The following is an 18,071-nucleotide window of genomic DNA, read 5'->3' as shown; positions in this document are numbered from 1 at the left end:
AAATATTATTCACAGCGGGCGCTTGTCAGACATTCTTACGGGGCAATCTGGACTTTTGGTCTCTAATATAAGGTAAGGGAAATCTGACTATTCTGTACTATAAAACAATACATTACTGTCTAAAAACTCTCGATCCTTCAATCGCCTCCTGCTTTGCATCCTCATCCAAAACATCATAATTGGTAAAGTGTATCACATTGATTTTTCTAAAGGCGTGAGCGTTGATCTTTAGCTCTTTTTCCTCTTCATCGTAAATGGCATCATATTCCGTAATATATTGTTCCAAAGGCGTCCCTCGCCATGGAGGATCCGTAAACTGGTCTGCTTTGGGAATCTGAGACGCATTAATTATGGTTAGTGCTTTGCCAGGCCGAATATATACCCCCATCTCAGCTATAAATTCATTCCTAAGTTCGTCAGCCTTGCTTTGGCCAGCACTCCATCCATAGGCTCTATCCGCGGTAAGGTAAAACCCTTCTCCAAACCTAGCCTGGCTTTCTCCTCTTTCCTGGACCCCATTATTCCGAAAACTATTAACATGGCCTTCTGCAGTCCAGTGCGAGCCTAGATAATTACTATCTGCCAGCGGAAAAGGAATCAGAGTACCTCCAGGCGGCCGGCGATTGTAGATATTAATGGTGCTGTCACAATAAAAAGCGAAACCTGCCTCTGTTGTTACCAACCCCCTTAACGTATATACTCCTATAGGATAATCCCATAAAGTATCTGAATTAAAAGTAAGTACTTCATCGCCATTTTTACTCCATACCAGCTGATCAGTTGGATCATATAGTTCCATTCTCGCCCGCAAAAGAGGAACAGCGCTTACCATCTTGACATCACGTAATTTGTGATACACATATGCCCGATTTAAATTTACTACCCGCCTAAGGGAAAAAAGGGGGCTTTGTACAGCGTTGACCGGAGCAGCCGGCACCCTTTGAATGATACTTTCGCCGGCAGTAGCGTTAACAAAATCAGACCGGGAGGAACTTATGTGAGTAGCTTTTCCTCCCATTATATCTGCCTCTCTCTCCAGTCCCGGGTCATCGTTTACCTGGCCTACGCCTTTCAACTGAATAGTAGGCTTCACCCTCCCCTGCTTCTGCTGCACCACATGCCAGGATTCATGTGGCAAATGCTTCTCCTGCCCTGGTCCAATATGTATATCTGAACCTTGTGTATAAGCAGCTGCCTGAACTTCTGCTGGTTTATCTGAATTATAATGCACTTTTACATCATCCATCGCTATTCCAGACATGCTTTCAATACCATTCTTTAACGAATCTGGTAATCCTGCGTCGTTTTTCTTTGCCCCCTGAGTATTTGATGGCTTGGAAGAAAATGGCTTCATCTGGATGGAAGGAGTATGCTTCCTGACAAAAAATGGTTCCTTCTCCTTTGCGTCTGCCGGCCTTTCGGTAGTAAAAAAGGAATTTCCCTGTGCTGGTGGATGATGTGTGGTTGAACCACCTCTCCGGCTTGCATGCTTTGAAAACATAAAATAGGGGTTTAAACGAATAGTAAGGCCAACTTAATTAAGTTACAAAAAACCTATGACATAATACGTCAGTTATTTCATCACATCAGGTAAATGTCGATAATTTCAATCTTCTTCATTATCATAGCCGGAAAAGATTGATTACTTAAATTTAAAGTCCTATGCCTTCTCAACGAACTTTGCCGCTAATCTTTAAGCCCCAACCAGTCAGCCTATACTAGTGAAAGACAGTATCTACTTTTATGTCATCCAGGTGCAGTGTATATACCTAATTTAATTGTCGTTATTCACGGATCATGCTTAATACAGGTTCCCTGTATTCATTCCTGTCTAACAACAACTTTCACCTTGCATAAACTGTAACATTATGAAAAAACTAAAACCCATCGGCAAAACGCTTTCAAGAAATGAATTAAAAACCGTAAATGGAGGCCAAAGTACTGTAACTAGCGCTGGTTGCAATGACTGGTTGCAATTCTGTCTGCCTGGCCCCAAGGCTAACTGCTGTCCGGGACTTTCCTGCTCCCGTAAAGATTTTTATTGTGTATAATCTTCCCGCGTAAGGATTCCATCCGGGAAGCAATGACAGTTGCCAACCCGGATATGATCACGTTTAATAAGTACCACCTGTATCCATTCCTATTTAACAACAAGTATCACCACGTTTAAATCATAGCATTATGAAAAAAATAAAATCCATCGGCAAAACGCTTTCCAGAACTGAATTAAAAGTTATAAGCGGCGGACAAAGTAATATAGCTAGTGCTCGTTGCAGTGATTGGCGGCAATTTTGCAACCCATTTAGTACCAATAGTGGATGCTGTCCAGGGCTTTTCTGTTCCCGCAAAGATGCCTGGTGTTTATAATCTTAATTTATAGAGGCCATCCGGAAAGTTCTTTCCTGCTTTCCGGATGGCATGATATCTAAATGCGCCTCTCCCCAAAATGTACCGATGGCCACAAAGTAAAAGACTGCCTCATACTAATGAGACAGTCTCCTCTTTCTATAAGTCTTTCATTACTTAGTGCCGGGGGTATAGATCAGCTGCACTACACCTGACTTGAATACTCTCGTTTCAGTCAATACGAGGTTCAGCCGGGCTGATATATCAAACAAGGGTTTGCCGGCGCCTAATGCAGTTGGATGAACAGAGATCATATATTCATCCACCAAACCATTTTCTATAAACATGGAGATCAATTTGGCGCCTCCATAGAGCCAGATATCCTCTCCGGGTTGGTTCCGGATCTCTTCTACCATAGCGGCTACATCAGTGCTAATGAAGGTAGCTTTATCATCCACTCTTGATTGACTGGAAAAAACGAATTTTTTCTTCGACTGAATGGCAGCGTAAATCTGCTTCTCCATATCCGGCGCAGATGTGTCAGGCTGGTAATTGCCCCATTGGTCGTAACTTACGCGTCCATAGAAGATAGTGTCAATGGACTCCAGGAAACTATCGAAATGCATATCCTCCTCTAGTATACACCAGTCCAACTCTCCATTGGCGCCTTCGATAAAGCCATCTAATGTGGCGGCTAAATTCAGTATTATCTTTCTCATAAGACAAAGGTACTATCGGGGTAGATACTTAGTTTGGAAAAAGACGACAAAATCATAATCCGGATGGTGGAAGGCTGGTATATCGTTTTATTTCATTTGTTAAATGCGCATGATCGTAATACCCATGTTCAATGGCAATATCCAATAAGCTCTTGTGCTTTTTATTATGGATGATGTCCGGGAGTACATGCTGAAACCGTGTGATACTTATGAACTCTTTTGGGGTAACGCCGATATGCTTATGAAAAATTCTTTCCAGTTGTCGCGGTGTAACGTGAGTCTTTTTAGCCAATGCGACTACACTGATTTTCCCTTTGGTTTCTTTAATACAGTTTATGATAGCGGAGAGCTCCTGTTTGGGCACACTGAGTCGTTTGAGAAAAAATGTATTCAGCGCTGTAAACGATAACGCTTCAATTTTGCCGGTGTCTGGCGCAAGCGCTTTTTCCAGCTCTACCGTCTGCTCAGTAATTTCCGCCAGCGGCATATAGTTATAAAACTGAGAGAAGGCTCCTGGTTTAAAGCAAACGCCGATCAGGCGATGTCTTCCATTAAGATAGGTTTCTTTATAAGAAGTCATGGCCCCTACCAGATAACAGCTCCCGGGTTGCATGATTACCAAACCATTATCAGTAGTGCACTTCTCACCTACGTTCAATACCAGGCCAGGGCTTCCGTCCGGAAAGATCCGTTCTGTGTGCAACTCACCTCCTGCACCTTCTATTGACCAATAACAGTCAATATAATCTGCCAGTGCATGATGTGGTATCACCTGCTTATAAATCATGACCTCATCCCGGTTTTAGAGGTACAAGATCCATCTTTTCCGGCAGTTTGAATATACTTTATTAAAATGGGGAAAGTCCCACCAGTATAACGAGGCCACGATAAGGAAGCTATACCTGCCGGGCATACTGCATCCTGATGAGAGAAAAATTGAGCGAGGAATATTTGACCGCAGCGGCGAGAGAGGTTAGAGATGGCATAAAACGCAGTTCTACATTACGTTTCAGCATCTCGTCCATTACATTGTAAATAGGCTTTACCTGAAGCGGCGTGATGGTTTTCTGGGCGACATAATACCCCGCACAGGGATCGAAGAGAAGGAAGTCGTCTGTGGGGAATTCATAACAGTAGATGATTGCCTGTTGTATCTGTTTGAGCCAGGCCGATTCTACTGCCACAATGTAAGTAGCAGTGCTGTAACCAAAGAACTGCGCACGGTCCATAGCAGATGTCTGAGGGCCGCAGTAGTAGGTCACGCGGGGGCAATTCCTCGGTAGCAGGTAATTGTGCAATAGTTCACCGGAAATAGCGAACACTCCTTGCTCGCGTGGTTCGAAGCGTTTGATCTTCGGATCTTCAGATATATGATATAGTTTCCCCATAATACAAGGATTGAGCGGCTTGCCCAGGCAAACCGCTCAATCAATAGTTATTTAATCAGCCACATTTTCGCGTTCACATCGTCTGTACCACCAAACTGGCTGCTGACAGCTGCTTTGTAATTATTGTTGTTGTAATTGATCTCATCCTGCGGATATTGCCAGCGCAGCGGGATCATGTTACTGGCAGTGCCGATACCAACCCCACCCTGGCTGAAAGCCGGGATACCCGTTCTGCGCCAGTTGTAATAAGCCTCAAAACCAGAGTTCATGAAAAAGGCTACATACTTCTGTGTCAGTATCTGAGTGAGTCCGTTGACCGGATTATACGTCACATTAGGATTGGCAAGGAAACCCGCAATATCCACTATGGCAGTACCCTGGTTAGGTTTGGTTCCGTCCACGTTTCCGATAGTGAGCGTTTGACCTTGTGAAAGCCCGTACCATTTCATTGACGCATTGATACCATTCAGGTACCAGGTAGCCGCATCCGCTGCGATCCAGCCCCGGTAAGCCGCTTCAGCGATATTAAAACACAGCTCTGTATAACCGATCAGGATATACGGCTCTGCGTTGGCTCCAGAGGCAGATGACATATAACGGTTATAGCTCAGCGAAGAGTATTTACCGTCAGCAGAGAAACTGGACATCAGCCCCTGTGACTTCCCGTTATCTTCTCCCACATAGGCCGTGAAATCATTCACTTGCTTGCCCGCAGCAAGTTGTGCAGGCGCAGGAACGGCGAGGGCAAACACACGCGGATCATTATAAGCCGCCGTTACATTAAAGAATGTTTTACTGATATTGGCGCAGTTGTTATAAGGTGCGTTACCGGAGCGGTTCGGCGGATACATGGTAACGGTGGTATAACGATATACCATGTTATCATCACCGGAAGTCATCACCGGGTATTTATCGGGACTACCGAAGATAGTCGCAAACTGTGATTTGATATTCAGGTCCGCATTATCATCAGCTCGTTTACTCAGACTGAGCAATACACGCAAGCGGTATGTATTGATCACCTTCCGCCATTGCAGGTAGGTAAGTCCGAAGATATCACCATTGGCGTCTACCTTACTGTTGATGACAGCAGGAGTGCTCATCAGCGCACCTATCATAGTATTGGCGGTATCCAGCAGCGCAAGGCTGTTTTTGTACACATCATGCTGGTTGTCGTAGGCAGGCGTAAGGTTGTTGACATCTCCCGCTTGTGTCATTGGGATATCACCCACACGCTGCGACAACCAGATGTAGGCATATGCCTTGAAAAACTTACTCAATGCGAAATACACATTAGTAGTGCTGTTGTACTGACGTTTGGCCTGCAATTCCAGCTGATTGCAATAACGGATCATATCATAGGTATGATTGGTATTGGACCAGTTGTAGGCATTGCTGCCGAAATAATAAGAGTAGTTGGAAACGATTTCCTGGTTGTAGCGGTATACAGTGGAGATCACCGGCTCCTCTTCCCGCAGCATGTTAGCTGTGATATGGTTGAGGATCAGGGATACCGGCACAGTAGCGTTTTCAGCTGCCACATTCGGATTAGAGAGCAGGTCTCCTTTCTGACAACCGCTGATCACCGACCCCATCGCCAGGATTATCACCACTATATATTTGAATGATATCTTCATACAAATGATTTAAAAAATTAGAAACTGAGATTGATGTTAAAGCCATACCTTCTGGCAGTCATACTCTGGAGAACACCGCCATTGTTAAGTGAGCGGTCAGTATCATTATACCCTGATGCGAACTGGTCTAAGTCAATATCCTTACGTTTGGCCCAGTATAACAGGTTGCGGCCTACCAGTGAGAAAGTGGCAGATTTGATGAAGCGGTTGCTGCCCAGCAACCTTGCAGGCAGGGTATAACCGATCGTTACTTCGCGTAGTTTCGCGAAAGAACGGTCTACCATCCAATATTCGTTCACATTACCGATACCAGATGAGATGAAGTTCTGTACAGTGGTGGCTACGTCATTCTTAGCAAAAGTGAGGTCTTTGTAATTGGTGATCTGACCATCTTTATAGATAGGCGTACCGCTGGTAATCTTCACGCCATCGGCTACGTAGTGGCCGGTAGGCGCCTGTGTGCCGTTGTTTGTAGATTGCCAGTCGGCCAGGCGTGCCACCCCGAAATCACCGCTGGCACTGTTGAGCGCAGTACCGCCATTCATACCATCGTGGTATACTTCATCATAGATCTTACCACCGATACGACCATCAATCTGGAAGCTGACAGTAAAGTTTTTATAAGAGAACCGGTTGGTGAACCCGAAAGTGAAATCAGGATTGGCATGTCCGAGGAATACGTTGTTACTGATATCGGAAGGTGCGCGCAACGGCAAACCACCACTGTACACAATGTTACCACTTGCATCGTGAACGAAGCCGGAACCATAGATCGCATCCATCCTTTCGCCTTTGCGGTAGGCATGGTTGTTAAGCGCGATCACGGACTCATCACCATAGATCTGATCCAGTGTCTCCTTGTAGGTAGCATAGTTGATACCAATATCCCAGCTCAAACCATGAGGATTACGCAACGGCGAAGCATTGAGCGCAATCTCAATACCCTTCTTGCGGGTGGTAATGGCGTTCTCATTATGCTTCTCGAAGCTGGAGGATGGCGGTATGCCGAAAGGAAATATCTGCGGCCCGTTGAGGCTCGTGAAGTAAGTAAAGTCCACTCCCAACCTGTTGTTGAACAAACGCAGGTCAACACCGGCCTCATAAGATGTTACACTGAATGGCTTCAGGGTAGGGTTGGCGATCACGCTGGAAAAATCCACGGAAGGAGTATTGTTATAATAGCTGTTATAGCTGTATGCCATTTGGTTGGCGTAGGTCGGACCATCATATGAAGTAAACAGGTCGGTACCATATCCCAGTTTGCTGTTGGTACTCTGGCCTGTAACCTGCGTGAAAGCAGAAGGCACTGTTGGCGATGTCAGCGCCCCTTTCACGTTGGCATAAGAACCACGGATTTTCAACAGGGAAATGAACTTCGGCAGGTTCGTATAATCACTGATCACAGAACTCAGTGATACAGAAGGATAGTAGAAGGTATTATAACCGTTTGCCAGCGTGGATACGTGATCTACACGACCGGTATGGGAAAGGGTCAGGAATTTATCGTAGGTAAGGTCAATAGAATAGAACCCGCTGTACACCTGCATTTTGGAGCCCCAGGTAAAAGATGAATATGCCTCTTTGGAGTTCGTGAGTGCATATACGTTCGGGATGGCCAGCGCTTTGGTAGTACCCCAGAGGGAATTATAATCGAAAGAACGCATGCTGGCGCCGGCGAGACCGGAAATATTAAACCTGCTGACCTTTTTATTATAATTCAGGATAAGGTCCGTATTGTTCTCGAAGAGGTTCCTGCGGTCTTCACGGTAGTCGCCATACCACCCAAAGTAATACCATGGTGTATAGGTATTGAGGTTAGTACCGGCAGGCACCTGTTCAGTTCTCACCTGGTTCCAGGTTGTGATCTGGGTACGGAGGCTCAGATCCAGCGCATCGTTGAACTTATAACTGGCTTTGATATAACCATTGATATCCGTTTTATCATGGGAGCGCAGCCACTTTTTTGCGATGAACCAGGCACTGTTCTCACGGCCATACTCCTGTGCGTAAGGGATCAGGTTGGGTACGCCTTGCGGACCTTTGTAGATATCTTTCAGGTCATCGATGTTATAATCTGCGGAACCATATACCTGAAACATATAGATATAGGAATTAGGACCATAGTTCACATCAGGGATATTTGGAGAATATTGTTTGTTAATATTCACGCTGGCTTCTATTTTCAGCTTGTCAGTGATTTTGTAACCAGCACTCAGCGAGAGCGCATAGGTATGCAACTTGGTATTGGGATTCATCCCCTTCTGATTCATGTTGGATACGGATATCCGGATATCAGAGCGGTCGGTGGCAGAAGACAGGGAGATATTGTTGGTATTAATCACACCTGTTTCCATGAAGTGCTTGAAGTTGTCTTTACCGCGTGCAATCCAGGGTGTGGCGGTTCTTACACGGTTTACCGGGTCCCAGGGGCTGTCGAACTGTTTAACTGGCTGACCTTCAAAGCGCGGTCCCCATTCAGGCAGTCGCTGGCTGTTATCATACAACTGGTCGCCGTAGGAATATTTGAAGTTGGTGCCGCGACCATACTCCTCCTGTATCTGCGGTAACGCGAGAAATCCTTTTTCGAACATGGTGCTGCTGTTCACATCTACCTGCCATCCCTTGGAGGCCTTGGTACCACGTTTGGTTGTGATAACGATAGCGCCGTTAATACCTCTGAAGCCATAAAGGGCGGCAGCATTGGCGCCCTTCAGTACAGAATACGATTCAATATCGTCGGGGTTGATGTTCCAGGTATCGGAGTTGATAGGTACACCATCTACTACAAAGAGGAGATCCTTGCTGCCACGCAGTACGAGGTCGGGACGACCAAGCATTTCCGGGTTGGCGCCCACAGAGAGACCAGCAATCTTACCGGAGAGAGAGTTGATGGGGTTAGCATCGCGGGCCTTTACGAGGTCGGCGCCTTTTACCTCTTGCACAGAGTAGCCAAGGCGTTTAACCTCCTTACGTACGCCCAACGCCGTTACCACTACTTCATCGAGGTGTTTACGGTCTTCCTGTAAAGAGATATTCAAAACTGTATTGGAAGCGGCAGTTACCTCCTGGGAAAGATAGCCTACATATGAAAAAACCAGCACTGCGTCAGGACCACTGGCCTTGATGGCAAATTCGCCATTGGAGTCAGTGAAGGCGCCACCTGGCTTGCCCTTCTCCCTCACACTGGCGCCCGGGATACCGGCGCCATCTGCAGCTGTCACTTTCCCTTTGATAATCCTTTCCTGTGCAATGGCATTACCCGCAATCAGTAAAAGGGTCAGCCAGAGGGAGAGAAATGTACTGCGTAGCGTAAATAATCTCATTTTCATCTTAGTTTTGGTAATAGTGAAATAGGAACCAAAGCAAAAATGAAAATGCTGCCTAACTAATACGACCGCCCCCAGCGGTAAGGTCAAAAAAATGTACAAGCCATATGGCAGACACATGTCAACCAGCTACCACAGCCGATCTAAATAGTATTACGTAATTGTTACGTAATTGTTACCGGTGCGTTTTGCTGGCAGTTTTTCCGATAAACGGAAGGAGTAACCCCTGTGATCTTCTTGAAATAATTATTGAAAGATGATTTGGAATTGAACCCACAATCATAGGCAAGAGATATTAAATTGATGTCGAGCGAAGGATTCTTTAATTTGTTCACCGCCATCTCTATCCTGTATTCATTAATAAAGGTGTAGAAATTCTTGTTGAAGCGCTCATTCAGCAATTGCGTAATATGATGCTTCGGAATACCGGCGCGCACCGACAGCTCCTCAAGCGACAACTCCGGCTCCAGGTAAATGCGGCTTTGTTGCATCAGCACCCGGATACTATGTTCATATCCATCCATCATCTCCTCATCCAATCCTGATTTCTTATACTGCCGCAGGGGCTGCGATTCTGGTTCCGACTCCGGTTGCAGCTGTTCCTCGTGCTCCACAGCTACTGTTGATAAAGACTCTATCTTATAACGCAATGTCATCACAATCAGCCATACATAGCTAAGGTAAGTCAGTATCCAGAAATTAAGGTCCCAACGGCCCGTTTTAATCCCATATACCACCATACTGGCCAGACCGAGGAGAATAGCCGCCAATATTGTACGCACAAAGGCTACCAGTAACTTACGCTTAGGATCAGCCGGCGTATGAGCAACCCCCTTCAGCATATGCCACGACAATAGCGGATATACTATCAGCGAAAGGATAGCCCCCTCCTCATACACTTTCGCATACATATGCATAAACTCCGGCGAGATCACCCCTTCGAGGTATCCTTCGCTGGTAATCAGGCACACCAACAGGTTTATGCAAAAAGGCATCATGTGCAGCAGTACTTTCCGGACACTTACTTCGCGGTTCAGATAAAATAAAGTAGCCAGGTATAGCAACGGTCCATAGGCAAAGCTAAACCCACTGGGGTTGTTATTGTACAGAAATGCGTTTTTCCAAACCATCAGTAACGACAACTTCACTGCCAGATGAGCCAGCAAGAGGATCAGGAAAATGTTGAAAGTTTTCTCAAAGCGGTCTTTAGGCCGGAACAAATTAAACAAATAAACAGCGACACAGGCTTGCAAACTAATGCATGACAGTAGTATAATGCTCATCATATCCACAGAGGTTAATAATACTAATTTAGAAAGCTAATGTTACCGGAAGTTTAAGGACAGGGAATGTTATGTTTGTATTAAGCCGGGAGGGGCTCTATGATCGGAGTAACCACTACTATAAACGGTAATCCTGGCAATGAGGGCATCTTTTTCAAAGTCCGTTATCGCTGGTTTGAATGAATTTACAACAACCAGCCTCTTGGAGCGGCATTATCAACCTTAATGCATCTGGTGGGACAGACAATTGCACTATTGATCATGGATATTACATATTTTATAATCATCCCGCCACCCAATGTAGATGTATTCCTCCCAGTGCAACTTGTCTACCCGTTTAAAACGGATACCCCACTTTACTCATTTATAATTGGGACTTGCTTCCTTCAATAAGGCTAATTATCTCCTGCTCGCCATTTATATGCTGTTCTGAAAACCATTTAATAATTCTCTCCTGAATATTTTCCTGCGTATAAGGCGTCACCCTGCTATATGAATTTGATTGGGGAATTATACAAATAATAATACCCTCGCCAGTAGCAAGATCATAAGTCTCTTTTTTGGTCTTTGGGTATTTTGTCTTTTCTGTAAGTTTCATATTTAAGATAACGGACCCCTCTCCAAGGTTTTTCTCTGGCCCCGTATCACCAACTATAGCATAAACCAATTTTTTGTTTTTGGGATTATATGCAACCAGCAAATCTCCGACTTTAGCTCCATAAACCGTTACCGGACTATTACCATACTTGGGATGTTTTCCCGCTAAAACTAACGCCGGTATCACGAATGGGTCAACCTGATTTTTGCATTCGCACTCCCCCATATCCGTTGTCAGGCCATTTTTCAGCGCAGTAGCAGAAGCGAAATATCCAGTATAATTTCCTGAAGTCATAATGCAGGGCTTGCCGTCTCTAGGGATCAAAACATTAGCCCAGATTATTTTGTAACCCACAGGTTGAACTATGTCAAAACCAGAATCCCGCCATTGCTCAAATACCTGATATGCTTTTTTTCGCATTTCCAACTTTTCCCTGTCAGTAAATTTATTTGGCTCTTTGGGGTTGCTGATTCTTACATTATCACTCTTTCTATAAATCGCTACACCATTAAGAATGGTATTTAACGCAATCGAATCACCTCGCAGATCATACGGGTGATAAGATATTGGAATACCATCCGTGTTTACCTGGAGGTTAGACCTAAATAAAATCAATTTACTTGTTTGCCCATTTTCCAATAAACAGACCTTTTGGTTTTTCGGTACAAAAGTCCTACATCCTTTAATTGTAAACGTCTGTCCAAAAACATTGATTGGAATAATAAAGATCAGCAGAGAAATTACCGTTTTCATATTCTTCTATTTTGGGGTTAATTACATATCAGCTAAATGAAAATTTAAGCTTCACTAGTAAGATAGAATACATTCATGGGGAAAAATGGGGATCTTTCCCCTTTTTTATATCATTAATATTTTATATCATGATAATACCAGGCACACATTAATTGTTATCATACTCCTTATTGCTCAATTTACTTAAACTGAAAGATGAAGGTACAATTTTAGCAATAACCAAGCCCGCCAGCACACAGCCAACTGCCTGGTCAATACATTGCGCCAGGAAAAAGCCGGTCGGAAATTCATACCAGTTCCAATAAATCAGACTCACAGAAGCGCAAGCTAAACCACCCAGGAGGCCAACTGCAAATACACGCTTCCAGTAGGGCGCGGCCATAAGCGACACTATAAATGCAATTATCAGGCTTGTGATAAAATTACCCATGAATTGAGTCGTTAACTTGTTAAGTGAGAGAGGCGGCCCGCCAACCGGCCGGTAAATGATCATCCCTACCGGCCCTGTTCGAAATTTCCTCTCAAATGCCAACTCCTGCTCTGATGTAGTTCGTCTGAAATCTTTCCCAGGAAAGAAGTAAAGCCCCTGCTTGGGAAGAACGTTTTCCAATGTCCTGATAACAGTATCTTCATTGGGCATCGGCGTAAATCCTGCGCCTATAAATAGGATCATATGCGAGAACGCTCCCCAGATGAACAGGACGATACATCCTGAGATTGCGGCGGTCATTATTCGTTTCATGATAACTGATTTACCACAATATTACTTTCATCCATAGAATCGTAAACATGGCAAAGACGACAATCTTATATGTCAATCGCGACACAACGTTTTCTCCAAATTCGTGCTGTAAATGGAGCTATAGTGATGTCAATGTCTTCAGATAGATATGCAGAAAATATGCCGGTATGTCACTTACTATTTAGTGAATTCGATATCCCGGCTCAATGAAGTAAAGTAAGCTTTCCTGAAACGCTAAACCCAACACGATAGGAGATTGCAGTGGTAGCAATTATCTTTATGCAGCTATAATATATTTGGATGTAACGACAATATCGTAACCATGACGTACCCGCTTTTAACGGAAGACGGCGCTTGTACTACACACAATCTGATTTAGCGGGTTATCCATTTTGTGGACTTCGATCTGTTCACCCTCAATCAGAATAACCATGGATGCCAAAATGCTTTCGCTATTCACTTACCCTTTCCCCACCCTGAAAAATCCCTTCGCTGATACCTTGCAGGAGATTACAGACAATCAATGGATTGATGGCGAGTACCTGTGGCTATACAAAGACGATCCTGTAACCCGCCTGAAGTACAAGAAAACAAAGACAGCTCATATCGCCTCGCAATGGTTTCCCACGGCCAGCCAGGAGCGGTTAAAACCCATCTGTCGATTTATGCTCTGGACACTCTTTAACGACGACAAATATGAAGAAGGGACCCCTGAGCAGATCCGATTTATCCATCAGCAATCTATTGCAGTGCTAAAAGGTGAAGTGAGTGCTGTCAAATCAGGTATTCCGCTGGGAGGGCTGTTAGCCTCTCTGCGCGAAGAGCTGTTGCAGTTTATTTTAGAAGATTCACTGCAGCGCTTTATTAAGAGCCTCAGCAGGTATTTCAGCGGGTTGGAACATGAACTTGAATACAAACAAAAGAAAACCTTTCCCAGTATAGAAGAATGTATTGCTATCCGCGAAGACTCACTTTGCTTGTATCCTTTTCTGGACCTCACTGATCTGGAAACAAATATCCCACTGCCTGCTGGGATCAATGAACACCCTGTGTTACAAAGGTTACGCTCGCTGGCAGTACGGATGATGGTCTATTTTAACGAAGTACAGTCTGTGATTAAAGATGAAGCTACAGACAGTATCTATTATAATGTAGTAAAGGCAATTCAGTATAACAGAAACCTTTCTCTCGAAGAAGCATGCCTGGAAGACCTTCGTATTCATAATGAAGAACTGCAGGAATTCCTCCGCCTGCAGCGCTCACTGCCTGATTTCGGCGAGTGGCAGGATGCAGTAGTAAACCGGGTCCATTATATCAGTATGACGTTGAGTGGATGGAAATCTGTGTCATCACGGCTGGAACGCTACAATTCATTATACGGCTTTCCCTCCGCACAAGCAATAAAAAATACGGAGTCTCATGATTAACTTCTTAAGAAACTATCAATCCCTTACTAACTTAAATAGTAAGCTATGATAAGAAAATTAAACATGCCGCCTCTGAAGTATCCTTGGGATCACATTCCCCCGGCTCACCCCGACTATTTTACTGAAGAAGAACAGCATTGGTTAGATGAGGATTATACAACATTCATGACAGACGGGGCTGTAGAAAAGATCAAAGGACACAACCTCGCCAACGGCGCCTCCTGGATGGCGCCCACTACAACTAACATTGATCACCTAAGGCCCATTGCCCGGTTCTTCCTGTGGCTTACATTATATGATGACTATTACGAACGCTGGCCGGTAGATAAAATAACAATAGAAAGAGATCGTATAATGGGCGTGATACTGGGGGATACGCCTGAACCCACCGACATTGGGCTATATCGGCAAATCGCCAAATGCAGGGATGAATGGCTTACTTACATGCCTCACGAATGGATCGAACGCCTGGCTAATGATATGTACCGCTATACAACCTATGGCATAATGGAAGAAGCACCTTATCGCCGGGAAGGCCGCTATCCCAGCCTGCTGCGATTATCGTTTCTCAGAGAGTACACTATTGCCATGTATCCATATGGAGACATGATAGAAGCCGGCATGAATTATATGGTGCCCAAACACATTATTGAGCATCCCGTTATTATGCGGCTGAGAACATTATTGTGCAGGATCATGGCTCTCCAGAATGATTGGTACACATTAGAAAAAGAAATAGCCGACGGTAAGTTTGAAGTCTGTAATCACATCCTTGTATTGAAGCACGAGCACAAGATATCATTAGAAGAAGCAATACAGGAAATGAAACATATACACGACTCATATGTAAATGAAATGGATGCTATAAAATCCGATCTGCCCGATTTCGGCATTCATCAAAAGAACATAGAAAACTACGTATACCACATAACACTCAATATAACAGGACTGGACGATTGGTACAATGGCGATACCGTACGCTATATACCATCTGAATTCCCAAAACATGTTTACCAACCAGGCCAGGCATCGAAAGATTGATAGCAAGCGGCCGTCTCAACATTTAGGAGACGACCGCTTTTGTTATTATGGCCTTACTATCTTAAATCCGAAGAAGGCATTATTATTCAGTAAATAAACACTCAACCAGACAGGCAACATCATTTCAGTGCTGCGGGCATGCCGGATATTTCCCAGGTCGATGATATCCGACCATCCAAATTGCCGGAGAATCTCTTCCACCTCCTTTTTTGCCGCTGTATTGTTTCCAGCCATTAACATGGTAGCTTCCCCACCGCACCTGGCAGCATCAACCATCACGTCAGCGGTGACAATATTCAGTGTTTTAACTACATGTGTATCCGGTAATAACTCCTGTAATGCTTCACCCAGTGAATTTGTATTGGATAATGCGGGGATTAATGTGGGAGGCATACCATTCGAAAAGTCAAGCGGATTACTGATGTCTATCAGTATTTTACCTGCCAGGTTTGCCGCCGCCAGTTTTATCACATCCTGTGATACATCTCCTTTAGTGCAGTTGAAAACAATATCGCCAAAAGCGGCGGCATCCGTAAATGTGCCCTGAGAAGCTTTGCTGCCACCGCTTTTTACCCAGGCGGCCGCTTTTTCATTATCCGCAGATCGGGCGCCCATTTTCACTTCGTATCCCAGGGCTATCATTTTTGAGGCAATAGTTTTACCTACGCTGCCTGTTCCAAAAATTCCTATCTTTTTCATCGTGGTATTAGTTTTTGTGTGATAAACTTAACAATTCCCGGCCAACTCTGTCTGCTGAAAGCGATACCATAAACTGGCATCCATAATCCGGGAATAAAGAAATCATCTTTTGCTCAAAGGCTTTCCGCGTTTCGTCCGTAAAAATGCCGCTTCCCTTTGTTGCTTTTAGCACCTCTGCACAATAGATATGCATATAATCTTTCTGCTTTGCCATATCAGCAAAATCACAAACGGCGCCGTGGCCCACGTAATAGTTATCAAACGACTTCAGCACCGGAGTAAGGTTTTCGAGATTAGCCATCCAACGCAAGATGCTGCCATCGTTCATATAGGTATGATTATTCTTGTAGAGCAGGTCGCCAATGAAGGCCACTTTATTTTCATCTTCAAGTAACCACACACTGTTGGCATCACAATCGCCGCCGGAGCCTATATCCATTACGTGAAAATCCAGTCCGGCAATTTTCACCGTATCTCCGTCATTCACCATTTCATTTGGATATACCCATTTCGGTACCCATTCATTGCCAAACATAGGGCCCCATTGCGCATGTTTCGCGGCTTCTGTATCTTCCATTAGTTTTTTAACAGATGGTAAGGCAAAAATAGGAATACCCCCTGCTGGCGCTATGTTGTAGGTACCTGCAATATGATCCGGATGGCCATGAGTAAGCAGAATACCTGCTATCGGTTTCCCCAGCTCATCTGCCATGCTGCGTAACGCTTTACTGTCGCTCATAGTAAGGGTGGTGTCTATAATAACAAGTTCTTTCGGGGTTTCTGCTATAAATGCGTTCACTTTCAGCATTGGTTCAGCAGAGGTAAAAGTGTGGATTCTGGCTTGCATAATAATAAAATAGATTAGTGTACTATACTTTTTACAGTTGCAAACTTAATTATAGTATTTTTGCCGGACAATAGCTGTCAATGTTGACAGTCTAAATTTAACACTATGATTATAAAGGGAAAACAATTTGCCTACCAGGTAAACGGGGACTTATATCATTGTGCAATGGACATCACACAAAAATATATTGGCGGAAAATGGAAAAGTGTAGTCCTCTGGTATTTGAAGAACAGCGCGCAACGCTTCTCAGAATTAAAACGGAGAATCCCGGATATTACAGAGAAAATGCTCAGTATCCAGTTAAAAGCACTGGAAGAAGACGGACTGATAAAACGGGATGTCTTCGGATCCAAACCGCCTGTACGGGTGGAATACTCACTGACGGACTTCGGAAAATCCCTGGTTCCTGTGCTGAATGCAATAGCTAAATGGGGACGTGATCTGGGTGATACAACGGGAGAGATGGTAGCGATAGAAGAGGAATAAATGCATTAACACCGGTATTAGTATTATTCCTTATTTTTTCAAACGTTTTTCTACATCACAATAAACAATACGCTTATGACCGTAAGAGCATGTATACCTGTAATTCCCAGCGCCAACCTGGAGAAAAGCCTGCGTTTCTGGGTTGAGGGCATTGGCCTTACTATGGATCGGGAAATGAGGTATGACGGCCGGCTAATTGGTTGCATGGTTTACAACGAACACACTTGTTTCTGGCTCAACAAACGAGAAGGAACAACGGTAAAACCGGAAGACTATGAAGGCATCAGGCTCGCATTCAATGAAGAACACTATCTGCCCTACCAGACTTCGGTACACGTGACCAGGCGGTAAATACCGTTAATTATCTTTTTACTACCAGTTGTTAACTTATTGAGACTTTATTACCCAGCGGCCAGTATTTTCAATTAAAATCATTTTATATGAAAAAAAAGAAAATTGAGCTGACAAAAAAACTATTGCTATCCAAATCCATTATTGCAGACTTGAATGAATTACAGCAATCATATGCTTTAGGCGGCGGAATCATTTTATCAGATGGAACAGGAGGTTGCACGATCGATCATGGATGTCAAATATTTTCTAACCGGCCTGCTTCTCAATGTGGATGCATTCCTCCCAGTAAACTTTGTCCGGTCGTTACAGACGGGATTCAGACACACCCATGCAATGGCTTGGTCTGCCAGCAACCTACTGTAATTGGAAATCTTTAACCAATGAATAATTTATACTAAAGAAAAAGCCTTACAAACTCAACATTG

General features: G+C 44.2%; 16 protein-coding genes. 5 read left to right on the top strand and 11 right to left on the bottom strand.

Going from position 1 to position 18,071, the window contains the following annotated elements:
- Positions 1 to 112: 112 nt before the first annotated feature.
- The 9 genes from VM802_RS30760 to VM802_RS30720 form a co-directional block, all read right to left on the bottom strand.
- On the bottom strand, positions 113 to 1,501 hold the full coding sequence (locus VM802_RS30760) for an eCIS core domain-containing protein (RefSeq protein ID WP_325538111.1): 1,389 nt from the start codon (positions 1,499 to 1,501) through the stop codon (positions 113 to 115).
- Between the two features lie 1,018 nt (positions 1,502 to 2,519).
- A complete protein-coding gene (locus tag VM802_RS30755; protein ID WP_325538109.1) occupies positions 2,520 to 3,065 on the bottom strand; it encodes a dihydrofolate reductase family protein in 546 nt (181 codons plus the stop codon).
- 52 nt (positions 3,066 to 3,117) lie between these two features.
- Positions 3,118 to 3,852 (bottom strand): AraC family transcriptional regulator, encoded by a 735-nt coding sequence (locus tag VM802_RS30750; RefSeq protein WP_325538107.1) that lies wholly within the window; start codon positions 3,850 to 3,852, stop codon positions 3,118 to 3,120.
- A 109-nt stretch (positions 3,853 to 3,961) separates the two neighbouring features.
- Positions 3,962 to 4,453, bottom strand: a complete 492-nt coding sequence (locus VM802_RS30745) for a DUF6886 family protein (protein ID WP_325538105.1) — start codon at positions 4,451 to 4,453, stop codon at positions 3,962 to 3,964.
- Between the two features lie 47 nt (positions 4,454 to 4,500).
- On the bottom strand, positions 4,501 to 6,090 hold the full coding sequence (locus VM802_RS30740; RefSeq protein ID WP_325538103.1) for a SusD/RagB family nutrient-binding outer membrane lipoprotein: 1,590 nt from the start codon (positions 6,088 to 6,090) through the stop codon (positions 4,501 to 4,503).
- Positions 6,091 to 6,107: 17 nt separating this feature from the next.
- Positions 6,108 to 9,413, bottom strand: coding sequence for a SusC/RagA family TonB-linked outer membrane protein (locus VM802_RS30735; protein ID WP_325538101.1), 3,306 nt, complete (start codon positions 9,411 to 9,413; stop codon positions 6,108 to 6,110).
- A gap of 167 nt (positions 9,414 to 9,580) precedes the next feature.
- Positions 9,581 to 10,702 carry a helix-turn-helix domain-containing protein gene (locus VM802_RS30730; protein ID WP_325538099.1) on the bottom strand — a complete coding sequence of 374 codons (1,122 nt, stop codon included), beginning with the start codon at positions 10,700 to 10,702 and terminating at the stop codon, positions 9,581 to 9,583.
- A 361-nt stretch (positions 10,703 to 11,063) separates the two neighbouring features.
- Positions 11,064 to 12,050, bottom strand: coding sequence for a hypothetical protein (locus tag VM802_RS30725; protein WP_325538097.1), 987 nt, complete (start codon positions 12,048 to 12,050; stop codon positions 11,064 to 11,066).
- 148 nt (positions 12,051 to 12,198) lie between these two features.
- Positions 12,199 to 12,792 (bottom strand): hypothetical protein, encoded by a 594-nt coding sequence (locus tag VM802_RS30720; RefSeq protein ID WP_325538095.1) that lies wholly within the window; start codon positions 12,790 to 12,792, stop codon positions 12,199 to 12,201.
- Positions 12,793 to 13,223: 431 nt separating this feature from the next.
- Here VM802_RS30720 and VM802_RS30715 point away from each other — a divergent pair, with 431 nt between their 5' ends.
- Both VM802_RS30715 and VM802_RS30710 read left to right on the top strand, forming a co-directional pair.
- Positions 13,224 to 14,219: a terpene synthase family protein gene (locus tag VM802_RS30715; RefSeq protein WP_325538093.1), complete on the top strand. Its 996-nt coding sequence runs from the start codon at positions 13,224 to 13,226 to the stop codon at positions 14,217 to 14,219.
- A 45-nt stretch (positions 14,220 to 14,264) separates the two neighbouring features.
- Positions 14,265 to 15,260, top strand: coding sequence for a terpene synthase family protein (locus tag VM802_RS30710; RefSeq protein WP_325538091.1), 996 nt, complete (start codon positions 14,265 to 14,267; stop codon positions 15,258 to 15,260).
- 45 nt (positions 15,261 to 15,305) lie between these two features.
- Here the strand turns inward: VM802_RS30710 and VM802_RS30705 are convergent, their stop codons facing one another.
- Together VM802_RS30705 and VM802_RS30700 are read right to left on the bottom strand one after the other, a co-directional pair.
- A complete protein-coding gene (locus tag VM802_RS30705) occupies positions 15,306 to 15,959 on the bottom strand; it encodes an NADPH-dependent F420 reductase (protein WP_325538089.1) in 654 nt (217 codons plus the stop codon).
- A 7-nt stretch (positions 15,960 to 15,966) separates the two neighbouring features.
- Positions 15,967 to 16,806 carry an MBL fold metallo-hydrolase gene (locus VM802_RS30700; RefSeq protein WP_325538087.1) on the bottom strand — a complete coding sequence of 280 codons (840 nt, stop codon included), beginning with the start codon at positions 16,804 to 16,806 and terminating at the stop codon, positions 15,967 to 15,969.
- A 105-nt stretch (positions 16,807 to 16,911) separates the two neighbouring features.
- On the opposite strand from VM802_RS30700, the gene VM802_RS30695 reads away from it, so the two are divergent.
- From VM802_RS30695 to VM802_RS30685, 3 genes are all read left to right on the top strand, one after another.
- Complete coding sequence (locus VM802_RS30695; RefSeq protein WP_325538085.1) at positions 16,912 to 17,292, top strand: winged helix-turn-helix transcriptional regulator; 381 nt, start codon at positions 16,912 to 16,914, stop codon at positions 17,290 to 17,292.
- Between the two features lie 75 nt (positions 17,293 to 17,367).
- Entirely contained in the window at positions 17,368 to 17,643 is a 276-nt protein-coding gene (locus VM802_RS30690) for a VOC family protein (protein WP_325538083.1), read from the top strand.
- 89 nt (positions 17,644 to 17,732) lie between these two features.
- Positions 17,733 to 18,023, top strand: a complete 291-nt coding sequence (locus VM802_RS30685; RefSeq protein ID WP_325538081.1) for a class I lanthipeptide — start codon at positions 17,733 to 17,735, stop codon at positions 18,021 to 18,023.
- The last annotated feature ends 48 nt before the right edge of the window (positions 18,024 to 18,071 follow it).

The organism is Chitinophaga sp. (assembly GCF_035538455.1).
Classification (GTDB): domain Bacteria; phylum Bacteroidota; class Bacteroidia; order Chitinophagales; family Chitinophagaceae; genus Chitinophaga.
The sequence above is the reverse complement of the archived record's forward strand: the minus strand, read 5'-3'. Positions and strand labels throughout refer to the sequence as shown.

What these genes read in the sequence shown, in the direction of transcription:
- VM802_RS30745 (WP_325538105.1), bottom strand. Translation starts at nt 4,453, where the DNA reads ATGGGGAAACTATATCATATATCTGAAGATCCGAAGATCAAACGCTTC.
- VM802_RS30710 (WP_325538091.1), top strand. Translation starts at nt 14,265, where the DNA reads ATGATAAGAAAATTAAACATGCCGCCTCTGAAGTATCCTTGGGATCAC.
- VM802_RS30740 (WP_325538103.1), bottom strand. Translation starts at nt 6,090, where the DNA reads ATGAAGATATCATTCAAATATATAGTGGTGATAATCCTGGCGATGGGG.
- VM802_RS30735 (WP_325538101.1), bottom strand. Translation starts at nt 9,413, where the DNA reads ATGAGATTATTTACGCTACGCAGTACATTTCTCTCCCTCTGGCTGACC.
- VM802_RS30705 (WP_325538089.1), bottom strand. Translation starts at nt 15,959, where the DNA reads ATGAAAAAGATAGGAATTTTTGGAACAGGCAGCGTAGGTAAAACTATT.
- VM802_RS30750 (WP_325538107.1), bottom strand. Translation starts at nt 3,852, where the DNA reads ATGATTTATAAGCAGGTGATACCACATCATGCACTGGCAGATTATATT.
- VM802_RS30685 (WP_325538081.1), top strand. Translation starts at nt 17,733, where the DNA reads ATGAAAAAAAAGAAAATTGAGCTGACAAAAAAACTATTGCTATCCAAA.
- VM802_RS30730 (WP_325538099.1), bottom strand. Translation starts at nt 10,702, where the DNA reads ATGATGAGCATTATACTACTGTCATGCATTAGTTTGCAAGCCTGTGTC.
- VM802_RS30760 (WP_325538111.1), bottom strand. Translation starts at nt 1,501, where the DNA reads ATGTTTTCAAAGCATGCAAGCCGGAGAGGTGGTTCAACCACACATCAT.
- VM802_RS30700 (WP_325538087.1), bottom strand. Translation starts at nt 16,806, where the DNA reads ATGCAAGCCAGAATCCACACTTTTACCTCTGCTGAACCAATGCTGAAA.
- VM802_RS30725 (WP_325538097.1), bottom strand. Translation starts at nt 12,050, where the DNA reads ATGAAAACGGTAATTTCTCTGCTGATCTTTATTATTCCAATCAATGTT.
- VM802_RS30690 (WP_325538083.1), top strand. Translation starts at nt 17,368, where the DNA reads ATGACCGTAAGAGCATGTATACCTGTAATTCCCAGCGCCAACCTGGAG.
- VM802_RS30695 (WP_325538085.1), top strand. Translation starts at nt 16,912, where the DNA reads ATGATTATAAAGGGAAAACAATTTGCCTACCAGGTAAACGGGGACTTA.
- VM802_RS30715 (WP_325538093.1), top strand. Translation starts at nt 13,224, where the DNA reads ATGGATGCCAAAATGCTTTCGCTATTCACTTACCCTTTCCCCACCCTG.
- VM802_RS30755 (WP_325538109.1), bottom strand. Translation starts at nt 3,065, where the DNA reads ATGAGAAAGATAATACTGAATTTAGCCGCCACATTAGATGGCTTTATC.
- VM802_RS30720 (WP_325538095.1), bottom strand. Translation starts at nt 12,792, where the DNA reads ATGAAACGAATAATGACCGCCGCAATCTCAGGATGTATCGTCCTGTTC.